Genomic DNA, 19,739 nt, shown 5'->3' on the forward strand with positions numbered 1-19,739 from the left:
CCTATGGATTCACTGATCGCCCAGGCTGAGCGCCGTCTTCTGGCGCCGGGTGGCCTGGCCGCCACCGACCTCGACCGCGTGTTCTCCCAGCTGATGGGGCCTTCCATCGATGCGGCAGACCTGTACTTCCAGCACTCCCGCAGCGAGTCGTGGTTGCTGGAGGAGGGCATCGTCAAGGACGGCAGCCATTCGATCGAGCAGGGCGTCGGCGTGCGCGCCATCGCGGGCGAAAAGACCGGTTTTGCCTACTCCGACGAGATCGTGCTGCCGCAGCTGCTGGAGGCGTCGCGGGCGGCCCGGGCGATCGCCCAGGGCGGCAACGGGAACGGCCAGCCGCTGGCGCTGCACGGCGCCCGTCAGCTCTATCCGGCCATCGACCCGGTCGAGAGCCTGCCTAATGCCGACAAGATCGCGGTCATGCGCGAAGTGGATGCCTATGCGCGCTCGCGCGACCCGCGTGTCAAGCAGGTGATCGTGAGCATGGCCGCCACGATGGACACCGTGCTGGTCGCCTCGTCGGACGGCACGCTCGCTGCCGACGTGCGTCCGCTAGTGCGCCTGAACGTGCACGTGATCGTCGAGCACAACGGCCGGCGCGAGCAGGCCCACGTGGGCGGCGGCGGCCGCTACGGTTATCGCGAGCTGCTGGAGAACGGCCGCGCGCTGGCCTTCGCCGACGAAGCGGTGCGCCAGGCGCTGGTCAACCTGGAGGCGGTCGACGCGCCCGCCGGCATGATGACGGTGGTGCTCGGTCCTGGCTGGCCCGGCGTGCTGCTGCATGAAGCCATCGGCCATGGCCTGGAAGGCGATTTTAATCGCAAGGGCAGCTCTGCCTTCGCCGGCCGCATCGGCCAGCGCGTGGCTGCGCCTGGCGTCACCGTGGTGGACGACGGCACGCTGCCCGGCCGCCGCGGTTCGCTGAGCATCGATGACGAGGGCACGCCGACCGAATGCACCACGCTGATCGAGGACGGCATCCTCAAGGGCTACATGCAGGACAAGCTCAATGCGCGCCTGATGGGCATGAAGCCCACCGGCAACGGCCGCCGCGAGTCGTTCGCGCAACTGCCGATGCCGCGCATGACCAACACCTACATGCTCGCCGGCCAGCACGATCCGCAGGAGATCATCCGTTCGGTCAAGCGCGGCATCTACGCGGTGAACTTCGGCGGCGGCCAGGTCGACATCACCAACGGCAAGTTCGTGTTCTCCGCCAGCGAGGCCTACCTGATCGAAGATGGCAAGGTCACCGCGCCGGTGAAGGGCGCCACCCTGGTCGGCTCGGGTCCCGAGGTACTCACGCGTGTCTCGATGATCGGCAACGACCTGGCGCTGGACGAAGGCGTCGGCGTGTGCGGCAAGGACGGGCAGAGCGTGCCCGTGGGCGTGGGACAGCCGACCTTGCGCGTGGACGGCATGACGGTGGGCGGCACCGCGTCCTGACGTTCTGGCGCGAGCCATGCGTGCTCGCGCTTTCGCGCCGCGAAAACTTTCGCGGCGATTCGCAAGGACTTTTTCCATTTCAACAGCTGCATGAAAGATTCCTCCCGTGTGCTAGCCGCACGCGGGGAGGAGCGATGCTTTGCCGGGGAGCGGGAGGTTCACAGGGGGCAAAACCAGACAGGGAACGGCGAGGTATCCAGGTTGCCTGCGTCCGGCGGCGTGCCGCCGGTACTCACGCCCGTCGAGGGCATCGAAGACAACCATTGGGAGACGTTTTCATGCAGATGAACAAGACCTCGTTGTGCCTGGCGCTTGCCGCGATCGTGGGGACGATCGCTTCCGCGCCCGCCATGGCCGCGGGACCGAACACCGCGTGGGCAAGCACTGCTACGCGTGCGCATGAACTGGCCGCGACGGCGACCACCGCAGACTTGGCCGAAGCCAGCCTGCCGGTGCACGTCGAAGTGGTGCTGAAGCTGCAGAACCGTTCGGCGCTCGACGATTTCATCAAGGCCTCGCAGGATCCGGCCAGCTCGGCGTTCCACACCAAGCTCAGCGCGGCCGATGCGCAGGCGATGTTCTCGCCGAGCCAGGCGCAGGTGCAGGCGGTGGTCGATCACCTGCGTGCGAGCGGCTTCACGAATATCCAGGTATCTCCCAATCGCCTGATCATCTCCGCCGACGGCGATGCGGGCACGGCGCAGAACGCGTTCGCCACGCGCCTCGTCAAGACGCATGACGCGGAAGGCCGCGCCGCCTACGCCAACATCGACGACGCGAAGGTACCGGCGGCCCTGGGACAGTCCGTGCTGGCCGTGGTCGGCCTGCAGACCGTGGCCCATGCGCATACGATGCTGAAGCCGGCCGCGCGCGTCGGCACCAATGCCACTACCGGCATCGTGGGCCACAACCCGACTGCGTTCCCGACCATCTACAACGCCGGCAGCACGCCGACCGCTTCCACCATCACCGTGGGCATCATCAGCGACGGCGACATGACGCAGCCGCTGAAGGATCTGACCACCTTCACCAGCAACAACGGCCTGCCGGCGGTGAACACGCAGGTGGTGACGGTCGGCACGCCCGGCACCGACACCAGCGGCACGCCCGAATGGGACCTGGACAGCCAGGACATCGTGGCGATGTCCGGCGGCGTCGGGAAGCTGATCTTCTACGCGGCCAACTCGCTCTCCAACAGCGCGCTTACCCAGGCCTTCAACCAGGCGGTGACCGACAACCAGGCGCAGGTGATCAACGTGTCGCTCGGCGAGTGCGAGACGTCCGCCTACAACGACGGCTCCATGGCCGCCGACGACCAGATCTTCGCGCTGGGCGTGGCGCAGGGGCAGACGTTCTCCATTTCCACCGGCGACTCCGGCTCCAACGAGTGCAGCAAGGCCCCGCGCGGTACTACGCCGAGCTATCCGGCCAGCTCGCCCTACGTGGTGGCGGTGAGCGGCACCACGCTCACCACCGGCACCAACAACAGCTGGGCCGGCGAGACGCTGTGGTCGAAGGCTGGCGGTAGCCCGAGCACGGTGGAGCCCAAGCCGAGCTGGCAGACCCAGGGCGGCGGCACCACGCGCGACGTGGCCGACGTGGCGCTGGACGCGGATCCCAACTCCGGCGCGATCATCATCGTCAACGGCAGCAATGCGCAGTACGGCGGCACCAGCCTGGCCGCGCCGCTGTTCGCAGCGACCTGGGCCCGCCTGCTGGCGGCGCATTCCACGCTGGGCTTCGCCGGTCCGCATCTCTACCAGGTGCCGACCACGAGCTACCACGACATCACCTCCGGCAGTAACGGTGGCGAGACGGCGACGGTGGGCTGGGATTACGCCAGCGGCTTCGGCAGCACCATTGTGACCAATCTCAACAGCAGCCTCTGACGGGGCGATTGCCGTAACGCAAAGGGGCGCCTGCAAAGGCGCCCCTTTCTCATGCCGTGTTCCGATCAGGCTTCGGCGTCGCCGGCATCTTCGCCTCCGGCTTCGTCGGTTTCGGACAGCGACTTGAGCACCTGGAATATCTCGCGATAGGCGCGCGGTGGCTTGTTCTTCTCGCGCTCCAGGCGCGCCTGGCGCAGCAGCGAGCGCAGGTGCTGGCGATCGAGCTGCGGATACGCGGCGATCAGTTCGGGCAACGCGTTCTCCTCGTCGGCGAGCAGACGCTCGCGCGTCGCTTCCAGGCGATGCATCGCCGCGGTTTCCTGGCGCTGACGCTCGCGGTTTTCACCCAGCGCGGCACGCACGCTGTCGAACGCTTCGTTGTCGTGCCGGCGCATCACCTTGGCGAGAAAGCCGAGCTGGCGCTTGCGCGCGATGTGCGAAGTGATCTTCCGCGTGTTCTCGATCTCGCGCACGACGTCCTCCGGCAGATCGAGCTTGGCCAGGCGGCTGGGCGGCAATTCGACCAGCTGCCCGGCGAGCTCGAGCACGGCGAGCGCATCGCGGCGCTGCTGCGAGCGCGTGGGACCGTAGTCGTGATCGGGGTCGTCGGTATAGGTGCGGTTCACGGGTTCTGTCTCTTGATACGTCACGGCGCCGCGGCGGCATCCGGACCGGTGGCGATGCCAGGCTCGGCACGTTCGAGCGCGAAGCGCGGCACCGTCTCGCCATTCACCTGCACGTTCTCGCAGAACATCGAAGCGGGGCGGACCCACAATCCGTATTCGCCGTACAAGGCCTGATAGACCACCAGCGGTTCCATCGTTTCGCTATGGCGGGCCGTACCGAGCACACGATAAGGCTGCCCTTTGTAGTGACGGTAAAGGCCGGTCTCCGGCACCATGGCGCAGTTCTCCGCGGCGAAAGGCTTTGCATCGGCCGCGGCGCCCCCATCTCGGGAGGCTGCGCGGTTCGGGCCGCGTATTCTACCCGCCAGCCTTCAGGAAACCCATGTGAGCGCGATTCCCGTTACTTCCGACCGCAGCCAGCAGGATCTCGACCGCCTCGCCGACCTGGCCCAGGACGTGATCCGGCGAGCCCGCGCCGCGGGCGCCAGCCAGGCCGAAGTGGCCGCGAGCATCGATACGGGGCTCAGCGTGAACGTGCGCCTGGGCGAAGTCGAGACGGTGGAGCACACCCGCGACCGCGGCTTCGGGCTGACGGTGTATTTCGGCCAGCGCAAGGGTTCGGCCAGTACGGGCGACCTGAATCCGGATTCCATCCAGGCCACGCTGGACCAGGCCTGCGCCATTGCCCGCTATACCGAGGAAGACCCGGCCGCCGGCCTTGCCGACGCTTCGCTGATGGCGACCTCGTTCCCCGATCTGGACGTGTGGCACCCGTGGGACATCGATACTCATGGTGCGATCCGGCTCGGCCAACGCATCGAGGAAGCAGGGCGTGCGCACGCCGGCATCACCAATTCCGACGGCGCCGGCGTCCAGATGGGCGAGAGCCTCGCGGTCTACGCCAACTCGCATGGCTTCATCGGGCGCGAGCGGGGCACGCGCCACTCGCTCTCGCTCTCGCTGATCGCCGGCGACGAGGAGGGCATGCAGCGCGATTACTGGTACGACAGCGTGCGCGCCGCGACCGACTTCATGAGCCCGGAAGCGCTCGGCGACCGCGCCGCGCAGCGCACCCTGGCGCGCCTGGGCGCGCGTCGATTGTCGACGCGGCAGAGCCCGGTGCTGTTCGCGCCGGAAATCGCCCGCGGCCTGATCGGCCACCTGGTGAGCGCGGTAAGCGGTGGGGCGCTGTACCGGCGGGCCAGCTTCCTGCTCGACCATGCCGGGCAGCGCGTGATGCCGTCCTGGATGCACATCGTCGAGCGCCCGCTGCTGAGGCGCGGCCAGGGCTCGGGCGCCTTCGACGCCGAGGGCGTGGCCACCCGCGACAGCGCGCTGATCGAAGAAGGCGTGCTGGCGCGCTACGTGTTGGGCAGCTATTCGGCCCGCAAGCTCGGCCTGCAGTCGACCGGCAACGCCGGCGGCATCCACAACCTGATCGTCGAGGCCGGTGCCGCCGACCAGGGGCGCGACGATTTCGAAGGCATGCTGCGGCGGCTCGGCACCGGCCTGCTGGTGACCGAAGTGATGGGGCAGGGCGTCAATACCATCACCGGCGACTATTCGCGCGGCGCGGCGGGCTTCTGGGTCGAGAACGGGCAGATCGCCTACCCGGTGGAAGAGATCACCATTGCCGCCAACCTGCGCGACATGTACGCCGGCATCCAGGCGGTCGGGGCGGACGTGGACCCCCGGTCGCACCTGCTCACCGGCTCGATTCTGGTCGACCGGATGACGATCGCCGGTGAGTGAGCCGCCGGGCGGCTGTCCCGAGCCCCGCTGAGAGGCTTTGTGCAGTCGCCCCGGCATAGGCCGCCGGTTGGCTCGGCAAACGGCCCCGGCCCTTGCTAGCATCGCGCCACCGGCGCCCGAGCGGGCGTCCGCACGACCAGGAGAGACACGCATGAGCGTTCCACCCGAGTCTGTCGAGCCTTCGCCCAGCGAACCCACGCCGCCGCCCTCGGACATGCCCAGCCCCGAGGAACGCCAATGGGCCATGCTCGCGCACCTGTCCGCCTTGCTGGGTACCTTGCTCACCGGCCACTGGTTCGGCATCGGCTGCTTCGTCGGGCCGCTGATCATCTGGCTGGTGAAGCGCGAGACCATGCCCTTTGTCGACGACCAGGCCAAGGAAGCGCTGAACTTCAACATCACGATGGCCATCATCGCCGTGGTGCTGCTGCTGATCACCGTGCTCACGCTTGGCATCGGCATCATTCTGGCCCTGCCGGCCGGCGTCGTGATCGGCATCGCCTGGCTGGTCCTGGTGATCATGGCGACCATCAAGGCGAACGAAGGCGAGCGCTATCGCTATCCGTTCTGCCTGCGCCTGATCAAATAGCCATCGCCGGAAGTGCAACGAAAGAGGCAGCCCCAGGGCTGCCTCTTTTTTGCTTCGCCGAAACTTCAGTGATGACGCCTGGCCGCGTACAGCGCAAGGCGTTCCAGCAAGGCGCCGCGTGCGCCCAGCGGCGCGATCGCTTCCAGCGCGCCGGCGGTGAGTTCCTCCAGGCGCGCGCGTGAGGCATCCGCGCCGATGATGGAAGGGAAGGTCGGCTTGTCGGCGGCCGCGTCCTTGCCGGCGGTCTTGCCGATCACGGCGGACTCGCCCTCCACATCGAGAATGTCGTCGCGCACCTGGAAGGCCAGGCCCACCGCGTGGGCGTAGCGGTCCAGCGCATTAAGCATTTCGTCGTCGGCGTCCGCTGCGAGCGCGCCCAGGCGCACGGAAGCGCGGATCAGCGCGCCGGTCTTGCAGGCGTGCATGTGCTCCAGTTCCGCGAGGCTGAGCTTGTGGCCGACCGCGGCCAGATCGAGCGCCTGGCCACCGGCCATGCCCTCGGCCCCGCAGGCGCGGCCCAGCGTGCGCAGCATGTCCAGCCCGCGGCCGGCCACATGCCGGTCGTGGGCGAGCAGTTCGAAGGCCAGCGCCTGCAGCGCGTCGCCGGCGAGGATCGCCATCGCTTCGCCGAACACGATGTGGCAGGTCGGCCGGCCGCGGCGCATGTCGTCGTCGTCCATGGCCGGCAGGTCGTCGTGCACCAGCGAATAAGCGTGGATGAGTTCCACCGCGCAGGCCGGCGCGTCCAGGCCGGGGCCGTCTTCGCCCAGCGCGTGGCCGGCCGCGTAGACCAGCAGCGGACGCAGGCGCTTGCCGCCGCCCAGGACGGCATAGCGCATGGCGCGATGCAGTTCGGTGGGAGAGCGGTCTTCGGCGGGGAGGGTCCGCGACAGGGCGTGGTCGGCGCGCGCGATCAGCGCTTGGAGGTCGGGGCCGAGATCAAAGTTCGGGTTCAAACGGTTCTGCGCTGTCGGGGGCTTCGGGGTCGAGCAACAGCCTCACGCGCAATTCGGCCTGTTCCAGCGCCTGCTGGCAGTGGCGATACAGGCCGATGCCGCGTTCGAACGATGCCAGGGAATCGTCGAGGCTCAGGTCGCCGCCCTCCATGCGCGCTACCAGCTGCTCGAGTTCGTCCAGCGAATGTTCGAAATCGGCGGGGGAAGCAGGTTCTGCGGGAGCGGGAGCGGGCTTGGCCATGGCCGGGAAAACTAACTCAGCCCCTGCGCGGAATCAATCCGCGCAGGGGCTGGGAACGCTTGCAGGACGCGCGTTGGCGCGGGTCAGTCCTTGTCGCGGCCATGGCCCCGGCCTTTGCCCGGAGGCGGTCCGCCGCGGTCCGGCGGACCGCCGGGGCCATCGTGATCCTCATCGCGGCGCATCCCGCGCGGTGGGCGACCGCCGTAGTGTTCGACCACGTAATCGTGCCGTGCATAGGGGCGATCGGCGTCCAGCTCGATGCTGATGCCGCCGGTACGCACGTAGCCCTGGAAATCGATCGGCAGGCTGACGCCGCTGCGCCAGGTGCCTCCGTCCAGCCAGAACCAGACGCGGGACTCGGGTGCGTAGTAGACCTCGCCCTCCGGGTAGTACGTGTAGTGGTGCTTGGCGCGCCAGCCGTGCGCCGGCGCCCAGGGCGGCGGTCCGCCCGCCCAGGCGGGAAAGGCGCAAGCGGCAGCGAGCGCCAGCAGGGCGGTACTGAGCAAGGTCTTGCGGGACATGGCGGCTACTCCGCGTGATGACGGAGAAAAGCTAGGCCGATGGGTAGAAATTCTTGCTGAATATCACTCGTTCTTGCGCGGCTCAGTCAGCCGGCCGCCAGCAGGGTTGCCCGCCGGCCAGTCGGAAACGGCTCTCCCCCTGTTCACTGCGCCACAGGTCGGCGACGGCAATCAGCTCCTCGCCCGCGTAAATCAGGGGACATGCTGCTCTGCGCCATGGCGGCATGGACGACTGCTGGAACAGGTCGCGCAGCTCACGTGTGTGGCGATGTCCCAGCGGCCTGAGCTTTTCTCCTCCTTGGCGAAAGCGCACCGTGAAGGTTTCGGCCGGAGGTGCGCCCAGCCATTCCAGCCGACCGCCGCCGGGCAGCGTGAGCGGCTGGCCCTGCCACTCCGCCTGCCATGCCGATGGCAGCGGGACGGCGGACGCGACGGCCCATAGCCGGCCCTTCCAGATGTGCAGGTCGGTGCCCGGCCAGTGGATGCAGGGCACGCGGCCTTCGCGCAGGCCGCGCAGTTGGCGTTCGATCTGGGCGCGCTGCGCGAGGGTGGGGATGCGCAGGTGGCGGCCGCGCAGCCAGTGGTCCAGCAGTGGATCGCGCAGCGCCGGCGGCAGCTGCAGCCAAGCCGCCGCGTCCAGGCTGCCGGTAGTCCGGTCGTGCACGCGTTCGAACTCTGCGAGCCAGCGTTCGCGCAGCACGTCCGCCGCCGCGCGGTGGTGCGTGGCGCTGTGGAGGATCGAATCGACCGCGTGAGGCCAATGCTCGACGAGTCGCGGCAGGATGTTCGCGCGCAGATAGTTGCGCGAGAGACGCGTGTCGGCGTTCGACGGATCGTCGATCACGGGAAGGCGATGCCGCTCCGTGTAGTCGCGCAGTACGAGGCGTGGCGTGTCGAGCAACGGACGCCAGAGCATGCCCGCGCCGAGCGGACGCATCGCGCGCATGCCGCCCATGCCTTCCGGCCCGGCGCCGCGCAGCAGTTTGAGCAGCACGGTTTCCGCCTGGTCGTCCCGGTGATGGCCTAGCAGCAGCCATTCGCCTTCGCGCAAGGCGTTCGCCAGCGCCGTATAGCGCGCATGCCGTGCCGCGGCTTCCAGGCCTTCGCCGCTCGCGCGCATCACATCGACGCGGGCCACGACGCATTCGATCTCCAGCACCGAACAGAACTGCAGCGCACGCTCGGCCCAGTCGCCGCTGTGCGCATGCAGGCCGTGGTCGACGTGGATCGCGCGCAGGCCGCGCTCCCGCGCTTCGCGCAAACCGGCTAGTGCATGCAGAAGGGCAGTGGAATCGGGGCCGCCGCTGAAGGCGACGCACAGAGCCCCTGTTGGATGCGCGCGCAAGGCGTCCCGCAGGATGCCGGCGAGCGGTTCCGCACTATTCACGAGTGACCGGCTTCTTCGATTTGTTGCGTACGTAGATCGCCTTCGGGCGGCCCTCGCCGGGGCTGCGGCGGTCGATTTCGAACAGCGTGGTCGCGGCGATCAATTCGCTGAGCTTGTTGTAGCCGTAGCTGCGCGCATCGAAGTTCGGACGTTGCTTGGTGATGATCGAACCTACGCCGCCGAGCCCTGCCCAGCCATCGTCGTCGGAGGCCGCCTCGACCGCATTGCGCAGCAGGTTGACCAGGCCGCTGTCCTGTTTCAGCTGCGCGGCGGTGCGCGGCTTGAGCGGCGCCTCCTCGTCCGGTTTGCTGACGAGGATATCGGTGTAGATGAACTTGTCGCACGCCGCGACGAAGGGGTCTGGCGTCTTGCGCTCGCCGAAGCCGTACACGATCAGGCCGGATTCGCGGATGCGCGCGGCCAGCCGGGTGAAGTCGCTGTCGCTGGAGACGATGCAGAAGCCGTCGAAGCGGCCGGAATACAGCAGGTCCATCGCATCGATGATCATCGCCGAGTCAGTGGCGTTCTTGCCGCTGGTATAGCCGAACTGCTGGATCGGCTGGATGGACTGCGTGAGCAGCTGCTCCTTCCAGGTCTTCAGGTGATGGCTGGTCCAGTCGCCGTAGGCGCGCTTGACGTGTGCGGTGCCGTACTTGGCGACCTCGGCCAGCAGGGCTTCGGCCAGGTTCGGCTGCGCATTGTCGGCATCGATCAGGACGGCGAGCTTGGTGCTGTCGCTGGCCATGGCGGCCTCCGGCGTGATGGGCCGGGGGATGATAGCGCGCCTTGCTCCCTCTCCCCGTCGGGAGAAGGGGGAGTGTGGAGCGGGCGAGCTTAGAAGCAGGAGCGGAAAGCGAGCGGCGCGCTCTCGATCTGCGTTTGCGGGCCCGGCCCCTGATCTGTTGTGACCGAAGGGAATCCCCGGGACCGGCCCCTTGTCCCCAGAGGGGAGAAGAGTTCCCCGCGTGTTACTCGGTGTAGGCGCCGTACCCGCGCAGCCGGTGGTAGCGCTGTTCCAGCAGCTGGTCGATGGGCAGCGCCTCCAGCTCGTCCAGCTGGTTGAGCAGCACGGCCTTCAGGCGGACGGCCATGGAATGCGGGTTGCGGTGCGCGCCGCCCAGCGGCTCGCGCACCACCTTGTCGATCAGGCCCAGCTCCAGCAGGCGCGGCGCGGTCAGGCCCAGGGCCTCGGCGGCGTCCTTGGCCTTGTCGGCGCTCTTCCACAGGATCGAGGCGCAGCCCTCGGGCGAGATCACCGAGTACGTGGAGTACTGCAGCATGATGGTGCGGTCGCCCACGCCGATGGCCAGCGCGCCGCCGGAGCCGCCCTCGCCGATCACCGTGCAGACGATCGGCACGCGCAGGTCGGCCATTTCCAGCAGGTTGCGGGCGATGGCCTCGCTCTGGCCGCGCTCTTCGGCGCCGACGCCGGGATAGGCGCCGGGCGTGTCGATCAGGGTGAGCAGGGGCAGCTTGAAGCGCTCGGCGAGCTTCATCAGGCGCAGCGCCTTGCGGTAGCCCTCCGGGCGCGGCATGCCGAAATTGCGGCGCACCTTGCCCTTGGTGTCGCGCGCCTTCTGGTGGCCGATGATCACCACCGAGCGGCCGTTGATACGGCCGATGCCGCCCACGATGGCCGCGTCATCGGCATACGCGCGGTCGCCGGCCAGTTCGTGGAACTCATCGCACATCACGCCGATGTAGTCGAGGGTGTACGGACGCGCGGGATGGCGCGACAGCTGGGTGACCTGCCACGAGCTGAGGTTGCGGAAGATTTCCGCCGTCTTGATCTTCAGCTTTTCCCGGAGGCGGGCGACTTCATCATCGATGTTGAACGCCTGGCCATGGCTGGCATGGCGAAGCTCTTCGATCTTCGCGTCCAGCTCGGCAATCGGTTGTTCGAAATCGAGGAAGTTCGGGTTCATTCGGTGCTATTCGGGACACGGAAGCGGGGCAGTATACCGGGCCGGCGGAAAAGGCGAGAACGGGGCCGTATGGGCTGCAGGGCGCCCGGACGAGGCACGGGCTAGTCCCCGCGGCCGCCGCCGGTCTGCTCGCGCACGATCCGTAGTTTCGCTGCCTGCACGCCGGGCACGGCGCGCACCGCGCGCAGCAGCTCAGGGATGGCCTCGACGCGCCAGGCCTCGCCGAGCTCCAGGTCGGCCTGGGCGGTCTTGTTGTGGTAGCCGTGCAGGACTACGGAAGTGCGGCCGTTGCGGTAACCGGCCAGGGTGTGGCGCAGCTGGTCGACGAAGCCGGGCCCCACGCCGTTCAATTTCACGTGCAGCACACGCGCGAAGCGGCGACAGGCATCGCCCAGCGTGAGCGCGCTGCGGGCGCGCACGGCAAAGCCGCCACCGGAGAAATCGTCGATGCGCAGCCCGCCTTCCACCACCAGGATCTCGTCGCGGGTGAGCAGTGGGGCGACCTGCTGGTACAGCTCGCCGAAGAAGCTCACCTCGATGACGCCGGTGCCGTCTTCCAGGCGGACGAAGGCGTCGCTCTCGCCGCGCTTGCGGATGGCGGTGATCATGCCGGCCACGGTCCACGGCGTGTCGGGCCCGCGGCGGAAGCGGTTGTCGTCGCCATCGTTCTTGCGCGGGCGCGGCGGCTGGTAACGTTCGGCGATCTCGCCGAGCGGGCAGGTGGACAGCTGCAGCAGTTCCTCACGCCACGGGTCGGTGGGATGGCCGGAGAGGTAATGGCCTAGGGTGTCGCGCTCGCCCTGCAGCTTCTGCTCCAGCGGCCATTCGGGCGCGGTGGGCAGGTCGATCTGCACCACGGGAGCAACGCCGCCCCCGCTCTTGTCAGACATGGCGGCGCCGAACATGTCGTTCTGGCCCGACTGCTTGTCGCGCAGGTGCTGTTCCGCCGCCTTGATGGCGTCAGGCAGCTGCAGCATCAGGCTGGCGCGGGTCGGCGCCAGCGCGTCCAGCGCGCCGGAAAGAATGAGCGCTTCCAGCACGCGCCGATTGAGCTTGGTGGGATCGACACGACGGCAGAAATCGGCGAGGTCCTTGTACGAACCTCCACGCCGGCGTTCGTCGGCGATCGCCTCGCAGGCACCCTGGCCGACGCCTTTGATCGCACCCAGGCCGTAGCGGATGACCTTGGGTTCCACCGCGACGAACATGAACTCCGACGCATTGACGTCCGGCGGCAGCACCGTCAGGCCGATCGCCTTGGACTCGTCGATGAAGGTTACCGCCTTGTCGGTGTTGTCCATGTCCGACGAGATCGTCGCGGCCATGAACTCGGCGGGGTAGTGCGCCTTCAGCCATGCGGTCTGGTACGAGACCAGCGCGTAGGCGGCCGCGTGCGATTTGTTGAAGCCGTAGCCGGCGAACTTCTCCATCAGGTCGAAGATTTCGTCGGCCTTCTCGCCGCTGAGCCCGTCCTTGGCCGCGCCTTCGCGGAACTTGGCGCGCTCCTTCGCCATCTCCTCGACTTTCTTCTTGCCCATCGCGCGGCGCAGCAGGTCGGCGCCGCCGAGCGAGTAGCCGCCCACGATCTGCGCCATCTGCATCACCTGCTCCTGATAGACCATGATGCCGTAGGTCTCTTTCAGGATCGGCTCGACGCGCGGATCGGGGTACTGCACTTCCTCGCGGCCGTGCTTGCGCGCGACGAAGCTGGGAATCAGGTCCATCGGGCCGGGGCGGTACAGCGCCACCAGCGCCACGATGTCCTCGAAGCGGTCGGCGCGCGCGTCCTTGAGCATGCGCTGCATGCCCGAGGATTCGAGCTGGAACACGGCCACCGTCTTGGCCTGCTGCAGCAGCTTGTAGGTGTCAGGGTCGTCCAGCGGCAGCGCGGCGATGTCCAGCGCTTCCTGGCCTTCCTTCGCGCGGCGCGCGTTGATGGCCTTAACCGCCCAGTCGATGATGGTGAGCGTGCGCAGGCCGAGGAAGTCGAACTTCACCAGGCCGACCGCTTCGACGTCGTCCTTGTCGTACTGCGTCACCACGCCGCCACCGCCCGGTTCGCAGTAAAGCGGGGCGAATTCGGTCAGCGGCTTCGGGCCGATCACCACGCCGCCGGCGTGCTTGCCGGCGTTGCGGGTGAGGTTTTCCAGCTTGAGTGCCAGGTCGATCAGCGTGCGCGCTTCCTCGTCCTGCTCGTACAGATCGCAGAATTCCCTGACGATGCGATCGGGGTCTTTCTTGGCCTTCTCCGAACGGCCCAGCGCACAGGACAGCGTGAGGTCGAGCGGGCGCGGCGGGATCAGCTTGGCGATCTTGTCGACCGCGTTGTAGCCCATGCCCAGCACGCGACCGGAGTCGCGCAGCACCGCCTTCGCGGCCATCGAGCCGTAGGTGATGATCTGGCTGACGTGGTCGCGGCCGTACTTGCGCGCGACGTAGTCGATCACCTCGTCGCGGCGGTCCATGCAGAAGTCGATGTCGAAGTCCGGCATCGACACGCGTTCCGGATTGAGGAAGCGCTCGAACAGCAGGTTGAACGGCAGCGGGTCCAGGTCGGTGATCTTCAGCACCCACGCCACCAGCGAGCCGGCACCCGAGCCGCGGCCCGGACCCACCGGGATGCCGTTCTGCTTACCCCAGTTGATGAAGTCCGCCACGATCAGGAAGTAGCCGGGGAAGCCCATCTTGATGATGACGTCCAGCTCGCGGTCGAGGCGGGCGACGTAGTCATCGAGCGTGTAGCCGGGCGCCAGCGGGTTGGTGGCGAGGCGCTCCTTCAGGCCCTGGTGCGCGAGCTCGCGGATGTAGCTGGCCAGGTCGTGGCCTTCCGGCACGGGGAAGTTGGGCAGGTAGTACGTACCGAAGCTCAGCTCCAGCGTGCAGCGCTTGGCCAGCTCGACGGTGTTTTCCAGCGCCTCGGGGATGTCCGCGAACAGCTCGGCCATCTGCTGGGGCGTCTTGAGGTACTGCTGGTCGCTGTAGTCGCGCGGGCGCTTGGGATCGGCCAGCACGCGTCCCTGGTTGATGCAAACGCGGGCCTCGTGCGCCTCGAAGTCGTCCTGGCGCAGGAAGCGCACGTCGTTGCTGGCGACGACGGGCAAGTCCAGTTCGGTGGCGAGAGCCAGCGCGGCGGCGTTCCAGGTTTCCTCGCCCTCGCGGCCGCAGCGGGTGAGTTCCAGATACAGACGGTCCTTGAACTGGCGGGCGAACGGTCGCAGGCGTGCCGCCGCTACCGCGACACCCTGGTTCACCGCCAGGCGCGCCACTTCGTTCTCGCGGCCGACCAGCGCGATCAGGCCCTCGGTGGCTTCCGGCGTGAGCCAGGCGGCCTCCGCCAGCGGACGCCCCGTACCCTGGCCCTCGCGCCACACGCGCGAGACCAGGCGCGACAGATTCAGATAGCCGTCGCGGTTCTGGCAGATCAGCGTGACGCGCGAAGGGCGCGGATCGTCCGGCAGGCTGATCCACAGGTCGCAGCCGCCGATCGGCTTGATGCCGGCTGCGCTGCAGGCCTTGTAGAACTTCACCAGCGCGAACATGTTCGTCTCGTCGGTCAGCGCGACGGCGGGGATGCCTTCGCGCACGCAGGCTTCGACCAGCGCCTTGATGCGGATGGTCGAATCGACCAGCGAGTATTCGCTGTGCAGGTGGAGGTGGGCGAAGCGGACGGTCATGCGGACTCACGCGGTGAGTGGTGGGAGGCTAGCGGGGGCTGCGGTGGTGGGCAAGATTGACTTCCGCGGGGAATGGGCGGTTGGCGCCGCGGGGCGCTTTGGTTGCGCGTGTCATGCCGGCTGCGCTTTGTTCCGCCACACTGGTGCACTAGGTCGCGCCGCCCCTATCTACTGCCGTCATTCTGGCGTTGGGGCGGGCGCGGCGAGTCATCCAGCGGGGTCATGGCTCGGTTCTCGGGACGTGTCGCCAGCCGTGTCTCGCCCCTCGCGGGGCGAGGGTTTCGCTCTCCTGCCGGAGAGCGAGTTACTTCTTCTTGCTTGCCCATCCCCTCAAGGGGGACCACGAGAAGAAGTAACCAAGAAGAAGGGCCCCCTGCGCGGCGCCCTCCGCAGCCTTCGCTGCTGCGGGTGCGTTGAGGGCTGGCCGGGCTTTTCGACAGGGCATCCTGCCCTGATCGAAAAGGCGGGGACATCCCTGTCCCCGCCCCGCTTCGCGGGCCTGATCGTCCAGCCCTCACCGCCGCGAAGGGAACCCGGAAGATCAAGAGCCACACGGAGCGTCGCTTCGCTCGCTCTTGTTCTTGCTTTTGCTTGCCGCGGTACTGCACTTCTCCTTCTCCCCTCCGGGGAGAAGGCGGGATGAGGGGTGGGTGCTTGCCATACTCTTCCTAATTTTCCCAACCACTCAGCCTCACAGTTGCCATGCCCGCCCCCGGCTGGCATGGTTCCGGGCTTTCCGCCGCGCCCCGGAGCGCCCGATGTCGTTGATTCGCTCTCTGTTCGCCGTGAAGCCTGTTGAGGCCTCGCTCACCGCCGATGATTCGCTGAGGCGGACGCTGGGTCTGAAGGAACTGATCGTGCTGGGCGTGGGGGCGGTGATCGGTGCGGGTATTTTCGTGATCACGGGGCAGGCGGCGGCGGAGCATGCGGGGCCGGCGCTGACGCTCTCCTTCGTGCTGGCGGGGTTGGCGGCGGCGCTGGCGGCGCTGAGCTATGCGGAGTTCGCGGCGATGCTGCCGGTGTCCGGCAGCGCCTATGTGTACGCCTATGCCACCTTCGGGGAGCTGCTGGCGTGGTTCATCGGGTGGAACGTGGTGGCGGAATACCTGCTGGCGGTGTCGTCCGTGGCAGTGGGCTGGTCCGGCTATGGTGTGGGGCTGCTCAACAGCATCGGCATTCGCGTGCCGGCGGCGCTCGCCAACGCACCGCTCAGCTTCAAGGACGGGCATCTGCAGGCGACGGGGGCCTTGCTGAACCTGCCGGCGCTGCTGGTCGTGGCGGCGCTGACCGCGCTGCTGTACCGCGGCACGCAGCAATCCACCTTTTTCGCCAGCGTGGTGGTGGCGCTCAAGGTGATCGTGGTGGTGCTGTTCGTGGTCTGCGGCCTGCAGTACGTGGACCCCGCGCTATGGCATCCCTTCGTACCGGAAAACCAGGGCGGCGACCATTACGGCTGGTCGGGCGTGTTCCGCGCCGCGACCAGTGTCTTCTACGCCTACATCGGCTTCGACGCGGTGGCCACGGCCGCACAGGAAACCCGCAACCCGCAGCGCAACGTGCCGGCCGGCATTCTCATCTCGCTGGCAGTCTGCACGGTGCTCTACATCATCGTGGCCGCGGTCCTGACCGGCCTGGTGCCGTATCCGCAGCTGGGCACGGCCGAGCCGGTGGCGACCGCGCTGGCAGCCCATCCGTCGCTGGCCTGGCTGAAGATCCTTACCCAGGTGGGCGCCGTCGCTGGCCTGACCTCGGTGATCCTGGTGATGCACCTGGGGTTGTCGCGCATCCTCTACAGCATGGCGGGCGACGGCCTGCTGCCGACGTTCTTCGGGGCCGTGCACGAACGCCACCGTACGCCGCACCGGACCACGCTGCTGGTGGGTACGGTCGGCGGCATCCTCGCCGCGGTGTTCCCGCTCAGCCTGCTGGGCGACCTGCTTTCGATGGGCACCTTGCTGGCGTTCGCCACGGTCTGCATCGGCGTGCTGGTGCTCCGCCGCACGCATCCCAACATCCCGCGCGGCTTCCGCGTGCCGGCGGCGCCGTTCGTCTGCAGCCTGGGTGTGCTGGTGTGCGCCTTCCTGCTCGCCCAGATGAACCTGGGGAACTGGATGCTGCTCGCCGCGTGGACCACGATCGGCCTGCTCATCTACGCCGGCTACGGCTATCGCCACAGCCGCCTGCGCGGGCGCGGCTGAGCAAGCGGCGGCCGATCCGGTCCGTACGGGTCCATCCTTCAGGAAATGCGAAAGCGCACTTCCCAGGCCGGCTGTTCGATGTAGTGATCCAGGCCGGCGACCTTCAGCGGGTGCAGGTTGTAGTCAACGTGGCCGACGTCGGGCAGCGGTAATGACGGTGTGCCGTTTGCGGCCACGGCGGATACCGTGCCGTGTTCTTCAGGCATGTACAGGCTACCGGGGCTGACGGGGTGGATGGTTTCCTGACGTTTCATGGCTGGACTCCTGCGGCGTCTCGCATGCGCCGCTGGCGTTCCCGCAAGGCATTGGGCCGGTGCCCGCGGAGGGTTGCACCATGCGTCCCTGCCTGAAGTTGCGACCGCGCCGTGGGATCGGTGTCCGGCGGTCGACGATGCAGTCAGCCTACTTCGTCCTGCTTCATCCGTTCGATGCGTCGCGCCGCACAAAGGTTGCTGCCGTGGGCGCCCCGGCGAAAGACGGAGCCCGATCGGACGGATGGCTCTCCTTGCAGACGCGGCGGACCACGCGCGGCGTCTTCCGATCGTGGACGTAGTCTAGTCCTTTCCCCGGGACGATGGCCCATGTCGAAGGACATGCGCGGAAAGGGCGTCTGCCCGCGGATTTTGGCCTCTTTGATGCTTCGCCGCGTGCAGCGGCGGCGGACTCAGAACAGCGTGCCCTGGTCCAGCATCAGCTTCACCGGCGCGAAGCTGCGGCGGTGTTCGATGCACGGCCCGAGACGCTGCAGCGCCTCGACGTGTGCGGGCGTCGCATAACCCTTGTGCGAAGCGAAGCCATAGCCCGGATGCGTCGATTCCATCGCCACCATGATGCGGTCGCGCGTGACCTTGGCGAGGATCGAGGCCGCGCTGATCGCCGGCTCCAACGCGTCGCCGCCGACGATGGCGCGGCCGGGGCAGGGCAGGTTCTTCGGCAGTGCGTTGCCGTCGATCCAGGCTTCGTGCGCGCCGGGCTGCAGCCCGGCGACGGCGCGGCTCATGCCGGCCATGGTGGCCTGGAAAATATTGAGCTGGTCGATCTCCGTCACGCTCATCGCCACCACGCAGTGCGCGATCGCGTGGGTGACGATCAGTTCGTAGAGGGCTTCGCGCTTGGCTTCGCTGAGTTTCTTGGAATCGTCGAGCCCGTCGATGGGGCGCGCCGGATTTAGGATCACCGCAGCCACCACCACTGGCCCGGCGAGCGGTCCGCGGCCGGCTTCGTCGACACCCGCGATGTGGCGCATGCGCTTGCTCATCGCGGGCGCTCGATCAGATCGGCGATGGCCGCGGCAGCGTGATCGCCGGCCTCGCCCTCCAATTCGCCGCGCAGGATGCGATGCAGTTGCTCGAACGCGGCGACGATCTCGCCGCGCCGGCGGCTGTCGCGAAAGAGTTCCAGGGTGGCAAGGGCGAGCTTGTCCGGCGTGCAATCGTCCTGCATCAGTTCCGGCGCGAGGATGGCCTGGTCGCCGAGGCCGCAGGCGCGCGCGAGGATGTTGGGCAGTGCGTAGACGTCCGTCTTGAGCATGTTCATCGCGCGGGCGATGCGGTAACTCAGCGGCGAGACGCGATAACCGACCACCATCGGCCGCTTGGCCAGCATGGCCTCCAGCGTGGCCGTGCCGGAGGCGAGCATCACCACGTCGGCGGCGAGCATGGCCTCGTGCGCATGGCCATCGAGCAGCATGGGCTTGTCGTCGCTCGCCGAGCCGTCGCCGAGCATGGATTTCAGCGTGGCATGCACGCGTGCGTTGGCGGCAGGAACGACGATGCGCAGGCCGGGCACCTCGGCCGCGACCTTGCGCGAAGCGTCCAGGAAAATGCGGCCGAGGCGGGCGACTTCGGAGGCGCGGCTGCCGGGCAGCAGTGCGAGCACCGGCACGTTCTGCGGCAATTGCAGGAAATCCCGTGCGCCGATGCGATCGGAGACCAGCGCGAAGCGGTCCGCCAGCGGGTGGCCTACGAAGCGCGCATCGACGCCGTGGCGCGCGTAGATCGCCGGTTCCATCGGAAACAGGCAAAGCACGCGATCCGCGCTGCGGCCGATCTTGGCCGCGCGGTTCTCGCGCCAGGCCCATACCGAGGGGCTGACGTAGTGAACGGTGCGCAGGCCGGCCTCGCGCAGGCGGCGCTCCACGCCGAGGTTGAAGTCCGGCGCGTCGATGCCCACCACGACCGCCGGCTTCGCGGCAAGCAGCCGCGCGACCAAAGCCTTGCGCAGGCTAAGCAGGCGCGGCAGGTGGCTGACGACTTCGGCCAGGCCGAACAGCGAGAGCTCGCGGATGTCGTACCAGGAATCGAAGCCCTGCGCCTGCATGCGCGCGCCGCCGATGCCGACAAAGCGCGCGTCCGGATAGCGCTTGCGCAGTGCGGCGATCAGGTCGGCGCCAAGCTGGTCGCCGGAATCCTCGCCGGCGATCAGGGCGATCGTGGGGTTGCGTGCGGCGAGGGGCGGGCCGGCCGCAGGAACGACTGCGTCCGATGGCGTGGTGTTGTCGACCGGCTTGTCCGATTCGCCAGAAGCCATGCCTGATGC

General features: G+C 68.0%; 17 protein-coding genes. 5 read left to right on the plus strand and 12 right to left on the minus strand.

The window, feature by feature from the left end:
- The first annotated feature begins 3 nt into the window (after positions 1 to 3).
- A complete protein-coding gene (gene tldD / locus RKE25_RS07065; RefSeq protein WP_311841529.1) occupies positions 4 to 1,443 on the plus strand; it encodes a metalloprotease TldD in 1,440 nt (479 codons plus the stop codon).
- Between the two features lie 278 nt (positions 1,444 to 1,721).
- Entirely contained in the window at positions 1,722 to 3,332 is a 1,611-nt protein-coding gene (locus RKE25_RS07070) for a S53 family peptidase (RefSeq protein WP_311841530.1), read from the plus strand.
- Positions 3,333 to 3,397: 65 nt separating this feature from the next.
- Here the strand turns inward: RKE25_RS07070 and yjgA are convergent, their stop codons facing one another.
- Positions 3,398 to 3,958, minus strand: coding sequence for a ribosome biogenesis factor YjgA (gene yjgA, locus RKE25_RS07075; RefSeq protein WP_311841531.1), 561 nt, complete (start codon positions 3,956 to 3,958; stop codon positions 3,398 to 3,400).
- A gap of 20 nt (positions 3,959 to 3,978) precedes the next feature.
- A complete protein-coding gene (locus RKE25_RS07080) occupies positions 3,979 to 4,233 on the minus strand; it encodes a DUF1653 domain-containing protein (protein ID WP_311841532.1) in 255 nt (84 codons plus the stop codon).
- 109 nt (positions 4,234 to 4,342) lie between these two features.
- On the opposite strand from RKE25_RS07080, the gene pmbA reads away from it, so the two are divergent.
- Both pmbA and RKE25_RS07090 read left to right on the plus strand, forming a co-directional pair.
- Entirely contained in the window at positions 4,343 to 5,710 is a 1,368-nt protein-coding gene (pmbA, locus tag RKE25_RS07085; RefSeq protein ID WP_311841533.1) for a metalloprotease PmbA, read from the plus strand.
- A gap of 151 nt (positions 5,711 to 5,861) precedes the next feature.
- On the plus strand, positions 5,862 to 6,299 hold the full coding sequence (locus RKE25_RS07090) for a DUF4870 domain-containing protein (protein WP_311841534.1): 438 nt from the start codon (positions 5,862 to 5,864) through the stop codon (positions 6,297 to 6,299).
- Positions 6,300 to 6,364: 65 nt separating this feature from the next.
- On the opposite strand, the gene RKE25_RS07095 is transcribed toward RKE25_RS07090, so the two are convergent.
- From RKE25_RS07095 to dnaE, 7 genes are all read right to left on the minus strand, one after another.
- Entirely contained in the window at positions 6,365 to 7,255 is an 891-nt protein-coding gene (locus RKE25_RS07095; RefSeq protein ID WP_311841535.1) for a farnesyl diphosphate synthase, read from the minus strand.
- Positions 7,239 to 7,496 (minus strand): exodeoxyribonuclease VII small subunit, encoded by a 258-nt coding sequence (locus RKE25_RS07100; protein ID WP_311841536.1) that lies wholly within the window; start codon positions 7,494 to 7,496, stop codon positions 7,239 to 7,241. The genes RKE25_RS07095 and RKE25_RS07100 overlap by 17 nt, the downstream gene beginning before the upstream one ends.
- 83 nt (positions 7,497 to 7,579) lie before the next feature.
- Positions 7,580 to 8,017, minus strand: coding sequence for a hypothetical protein (locus tag RKE25_RS07105; RefSeq protein WP_311841537.1), 438 nt, complete (start codon positions 8,015 to 8,017; stop codon positions 7,580 to 7,582).
- Between the two features lie 82 nt (positions 8,018 to 8,099).
- Positions 8,100 to 9,404 carry a tRNA lysidine(34) synthetase TilS gene (gene tilS / locus RKE25_RS07110; RefSeq protein ID WP_311841538.1) on the minus strand — a complete coding sequence of 435 codons (1,305 nt, stop codon included), beginning with the start codon at positions 9,402 to 9,404 and terminating at the stop codon, positions 8,100 to 8,102.
- Positions 9,397 to 10,149 (minus strand): NYN domain-containing protein, encoded by a 753-nt coding sequence (locus RKE25_RS07115; protein ID WP_311841539.1) that lies wholly within the window; start codon positions 10,147 to 10,149, stop codon positions 9,397 to 9,399. Before RKE25_RS07115 ends, tilS begins: the two co-directional genes overlap by 8 nt.
- A 223-nt stretch (positions 10,150 to 10,372) precedes the next feature.
- Positions 10,373 to 11,329 (minus strand): acetyl-CoA carboxylase carboxyltransferase subunit alpha, encoded by a 957-nt coding sequence (locus tag RKE25_RS07120; protein WP_311841540.1) that lies wholly within the window; start codon positions 11,327 to 11,329, stop codon positions 10,373 to 10,375.
- Positions 11,330 to 11,430: 101 nt separating this feature from the next.
- A complete protein-coding gene (dnaE, locus tag RKE25_RS07125; protein ID WP_311841541.1) occupies positions 11,431 to 15,003 on the minus strand; it encodes a DNA polymerase III subunit alpha in 3,573 nt (1,190 codons plus the stop codon).
- A gap of 758 nt (positions 15,004 to 15,761) precedes the next feature.
- On the opposite strand from dnaE, the gene RKE25_RS07130 reads away from it, so the two are divergent.
- Positions 15,762 to 17,201 carry an amino acid permease gene (locus RKE25_RS07130; protein WP_311841542.1) on the plus strand — a complete coding sequence of 480 codons (1,440 nt, stop codon included), beginning with the start codon at positions 15,762 to 15,764 and terminating at the stop codon, positions 17,199 to 17,201.
- Between the two features lie 38 nt (positions 17,202 to 17,239).
- Here RKE25_RS07130 and RKE25_RS07135 read toward each other — a convergent pair whose 3' ends face one another.
- From RKE25_RS07135 to lpxB, 3 genes are all read right to left on the minus strand, one after another.
- On the minus strand, positions 17,240 to 17,455 hold the full coding sequence (locus tag RKE25_RS07135) for a hypothetical protein (RefSeq protein ID WP_311841543.1): 216 nt from the start codon (positions 17,453 to 17,455) through the stop codon (positions 17,240 to 17,242).
- Positions 17,456 to 17,865: 410 nt separating this feature from the next.
- A complete protein-coding gene (gene rnhB, locus RKE25_RS07140) occupies positions 17,866 to 18,459 on the minus strand; it encodes a ribonuclease HII (RefSeq protein ID WP_311841544.1) in 594 nt (197 codons plus the stop codon).
- Complete coding sequence (lpxB, locus tag RKE25_RS07145) at positions 18,456 to 19,730, minus strand: lipid-A-disaccharide synthase (protein WP_311841545.1); 1,275 nt, start codon at positions 19,728 to 19,730, stop codon at positions 18,456 to 18,458. The genes rnhB and lpxB overlap by 4 nt, the downstream gene beginning before the upstream one ends.
- Positions 19,731 to 19,739 lie beyond the last annotated feature (9 nt).

This window comes from Dyella sp. BiH032, assembly GCF_031954525.1.
GTDB lineage: Bacteria > Pseudomonadota > Gammaproteobacteria > Xanthomonadales > Rhodanobacteraceae > Dyella_D.

Excerpts from the sequence above, each read along its gene's own strand:
- tldD (WP_311841529.1), top strand. The coding sequence starts at position 4 with ATGGATTCACTGATCGCCCAGGCTGAGCGCCGTCTTCTGGCGCCGGGT.
- RKE25_RS07070 (WP_311841530.1), top strand. The coding sequence starts at position 1,722 with ATGCAGATGAACAAGACCTCGTTGTGCCTGGCGCTTGCCGCGATCGTG.
- RKE25_RS07080 (WP_311841532.1), bottom strand. The coding sequence starts at position 4,233 with ATGGTGCCGGAGACCGGCCTTTACCGTCACTACAAAGGGCAGCCTTAT.
- RKE25_RS07090 (WP_311841534.1), top strand. The coding sequence starts at position 5,862 with ATGAGCGTTCCACCCGAGTCTGTCGAGCCTTCGCCCAGCGAACCCACG.
- RKE25_RS07100 (WP_311841536.1), bottom strand. The coding sequence starts at position 7,496 with ATGGCCAAGCCCGCTCCCGCTCCCGCAGAACCTGCTTCCCCCGCCGAT.
- RKE25_RS07105 (WP_311841537.1), bottom strand. The coding sequence starts at position 8,017 with ATGTCCCGCAAGACCTTGCTCAGTACCGCCCTGCTGGCGCTCGCTGCC.
- RKE25_RS07115 (WP_311841539.1), bottom strand. The coding sequence starts at position 10,149 with ATGGCCAGCGACAGCACCAAGCTCGCCGTCCTGATCGATGCCGACAAT.
- RKE25_RS07120 (WP_311841540.1), bottom strand. The coding sequence starts at position 11,329 with ATGAACCCGAACTTCCTCGATTTCGAACAACCGATTGCCGAGCTGGAC.
- dnaE (WP_311841541.1), bottom strand. The coding sequence starts at position 15,003 with ATGACCGTCCGCTTCGCCCACCTCCACCTGCACAGCGAATACTCGCTG.
- RKE25_RS07130 (WP_311841542.1), top strand. The coding sequence starts at position 15,762 with ATGTCGTTGATTCGCTCTCTGTTCGCCGTGAAGCCTGTTGAGGCCTCG.
- RKE25_RS07135 (WP_311841543.1), bottom strand. The coding sequence starts at position 17,455 with ATGAAACGTCAGGAAACCATCCACCCCGTCAGCCCCGGTAGCCTGTAC.
- rnhB (WP_311841544.1), bottom strand. The coding sequence starts at position 18,459 with ATGAGCAAGCGCATGCGCCACATCGCGGGTGTCGACGAAGCCGGCCGC.
- lpxB (WP_311841545.1), bottom strand. The coding sequence starts at position 19,730 with ATGGCTTCTGGCGAATCGGACAAGCCGGTCGACAACACCACGCCATCG.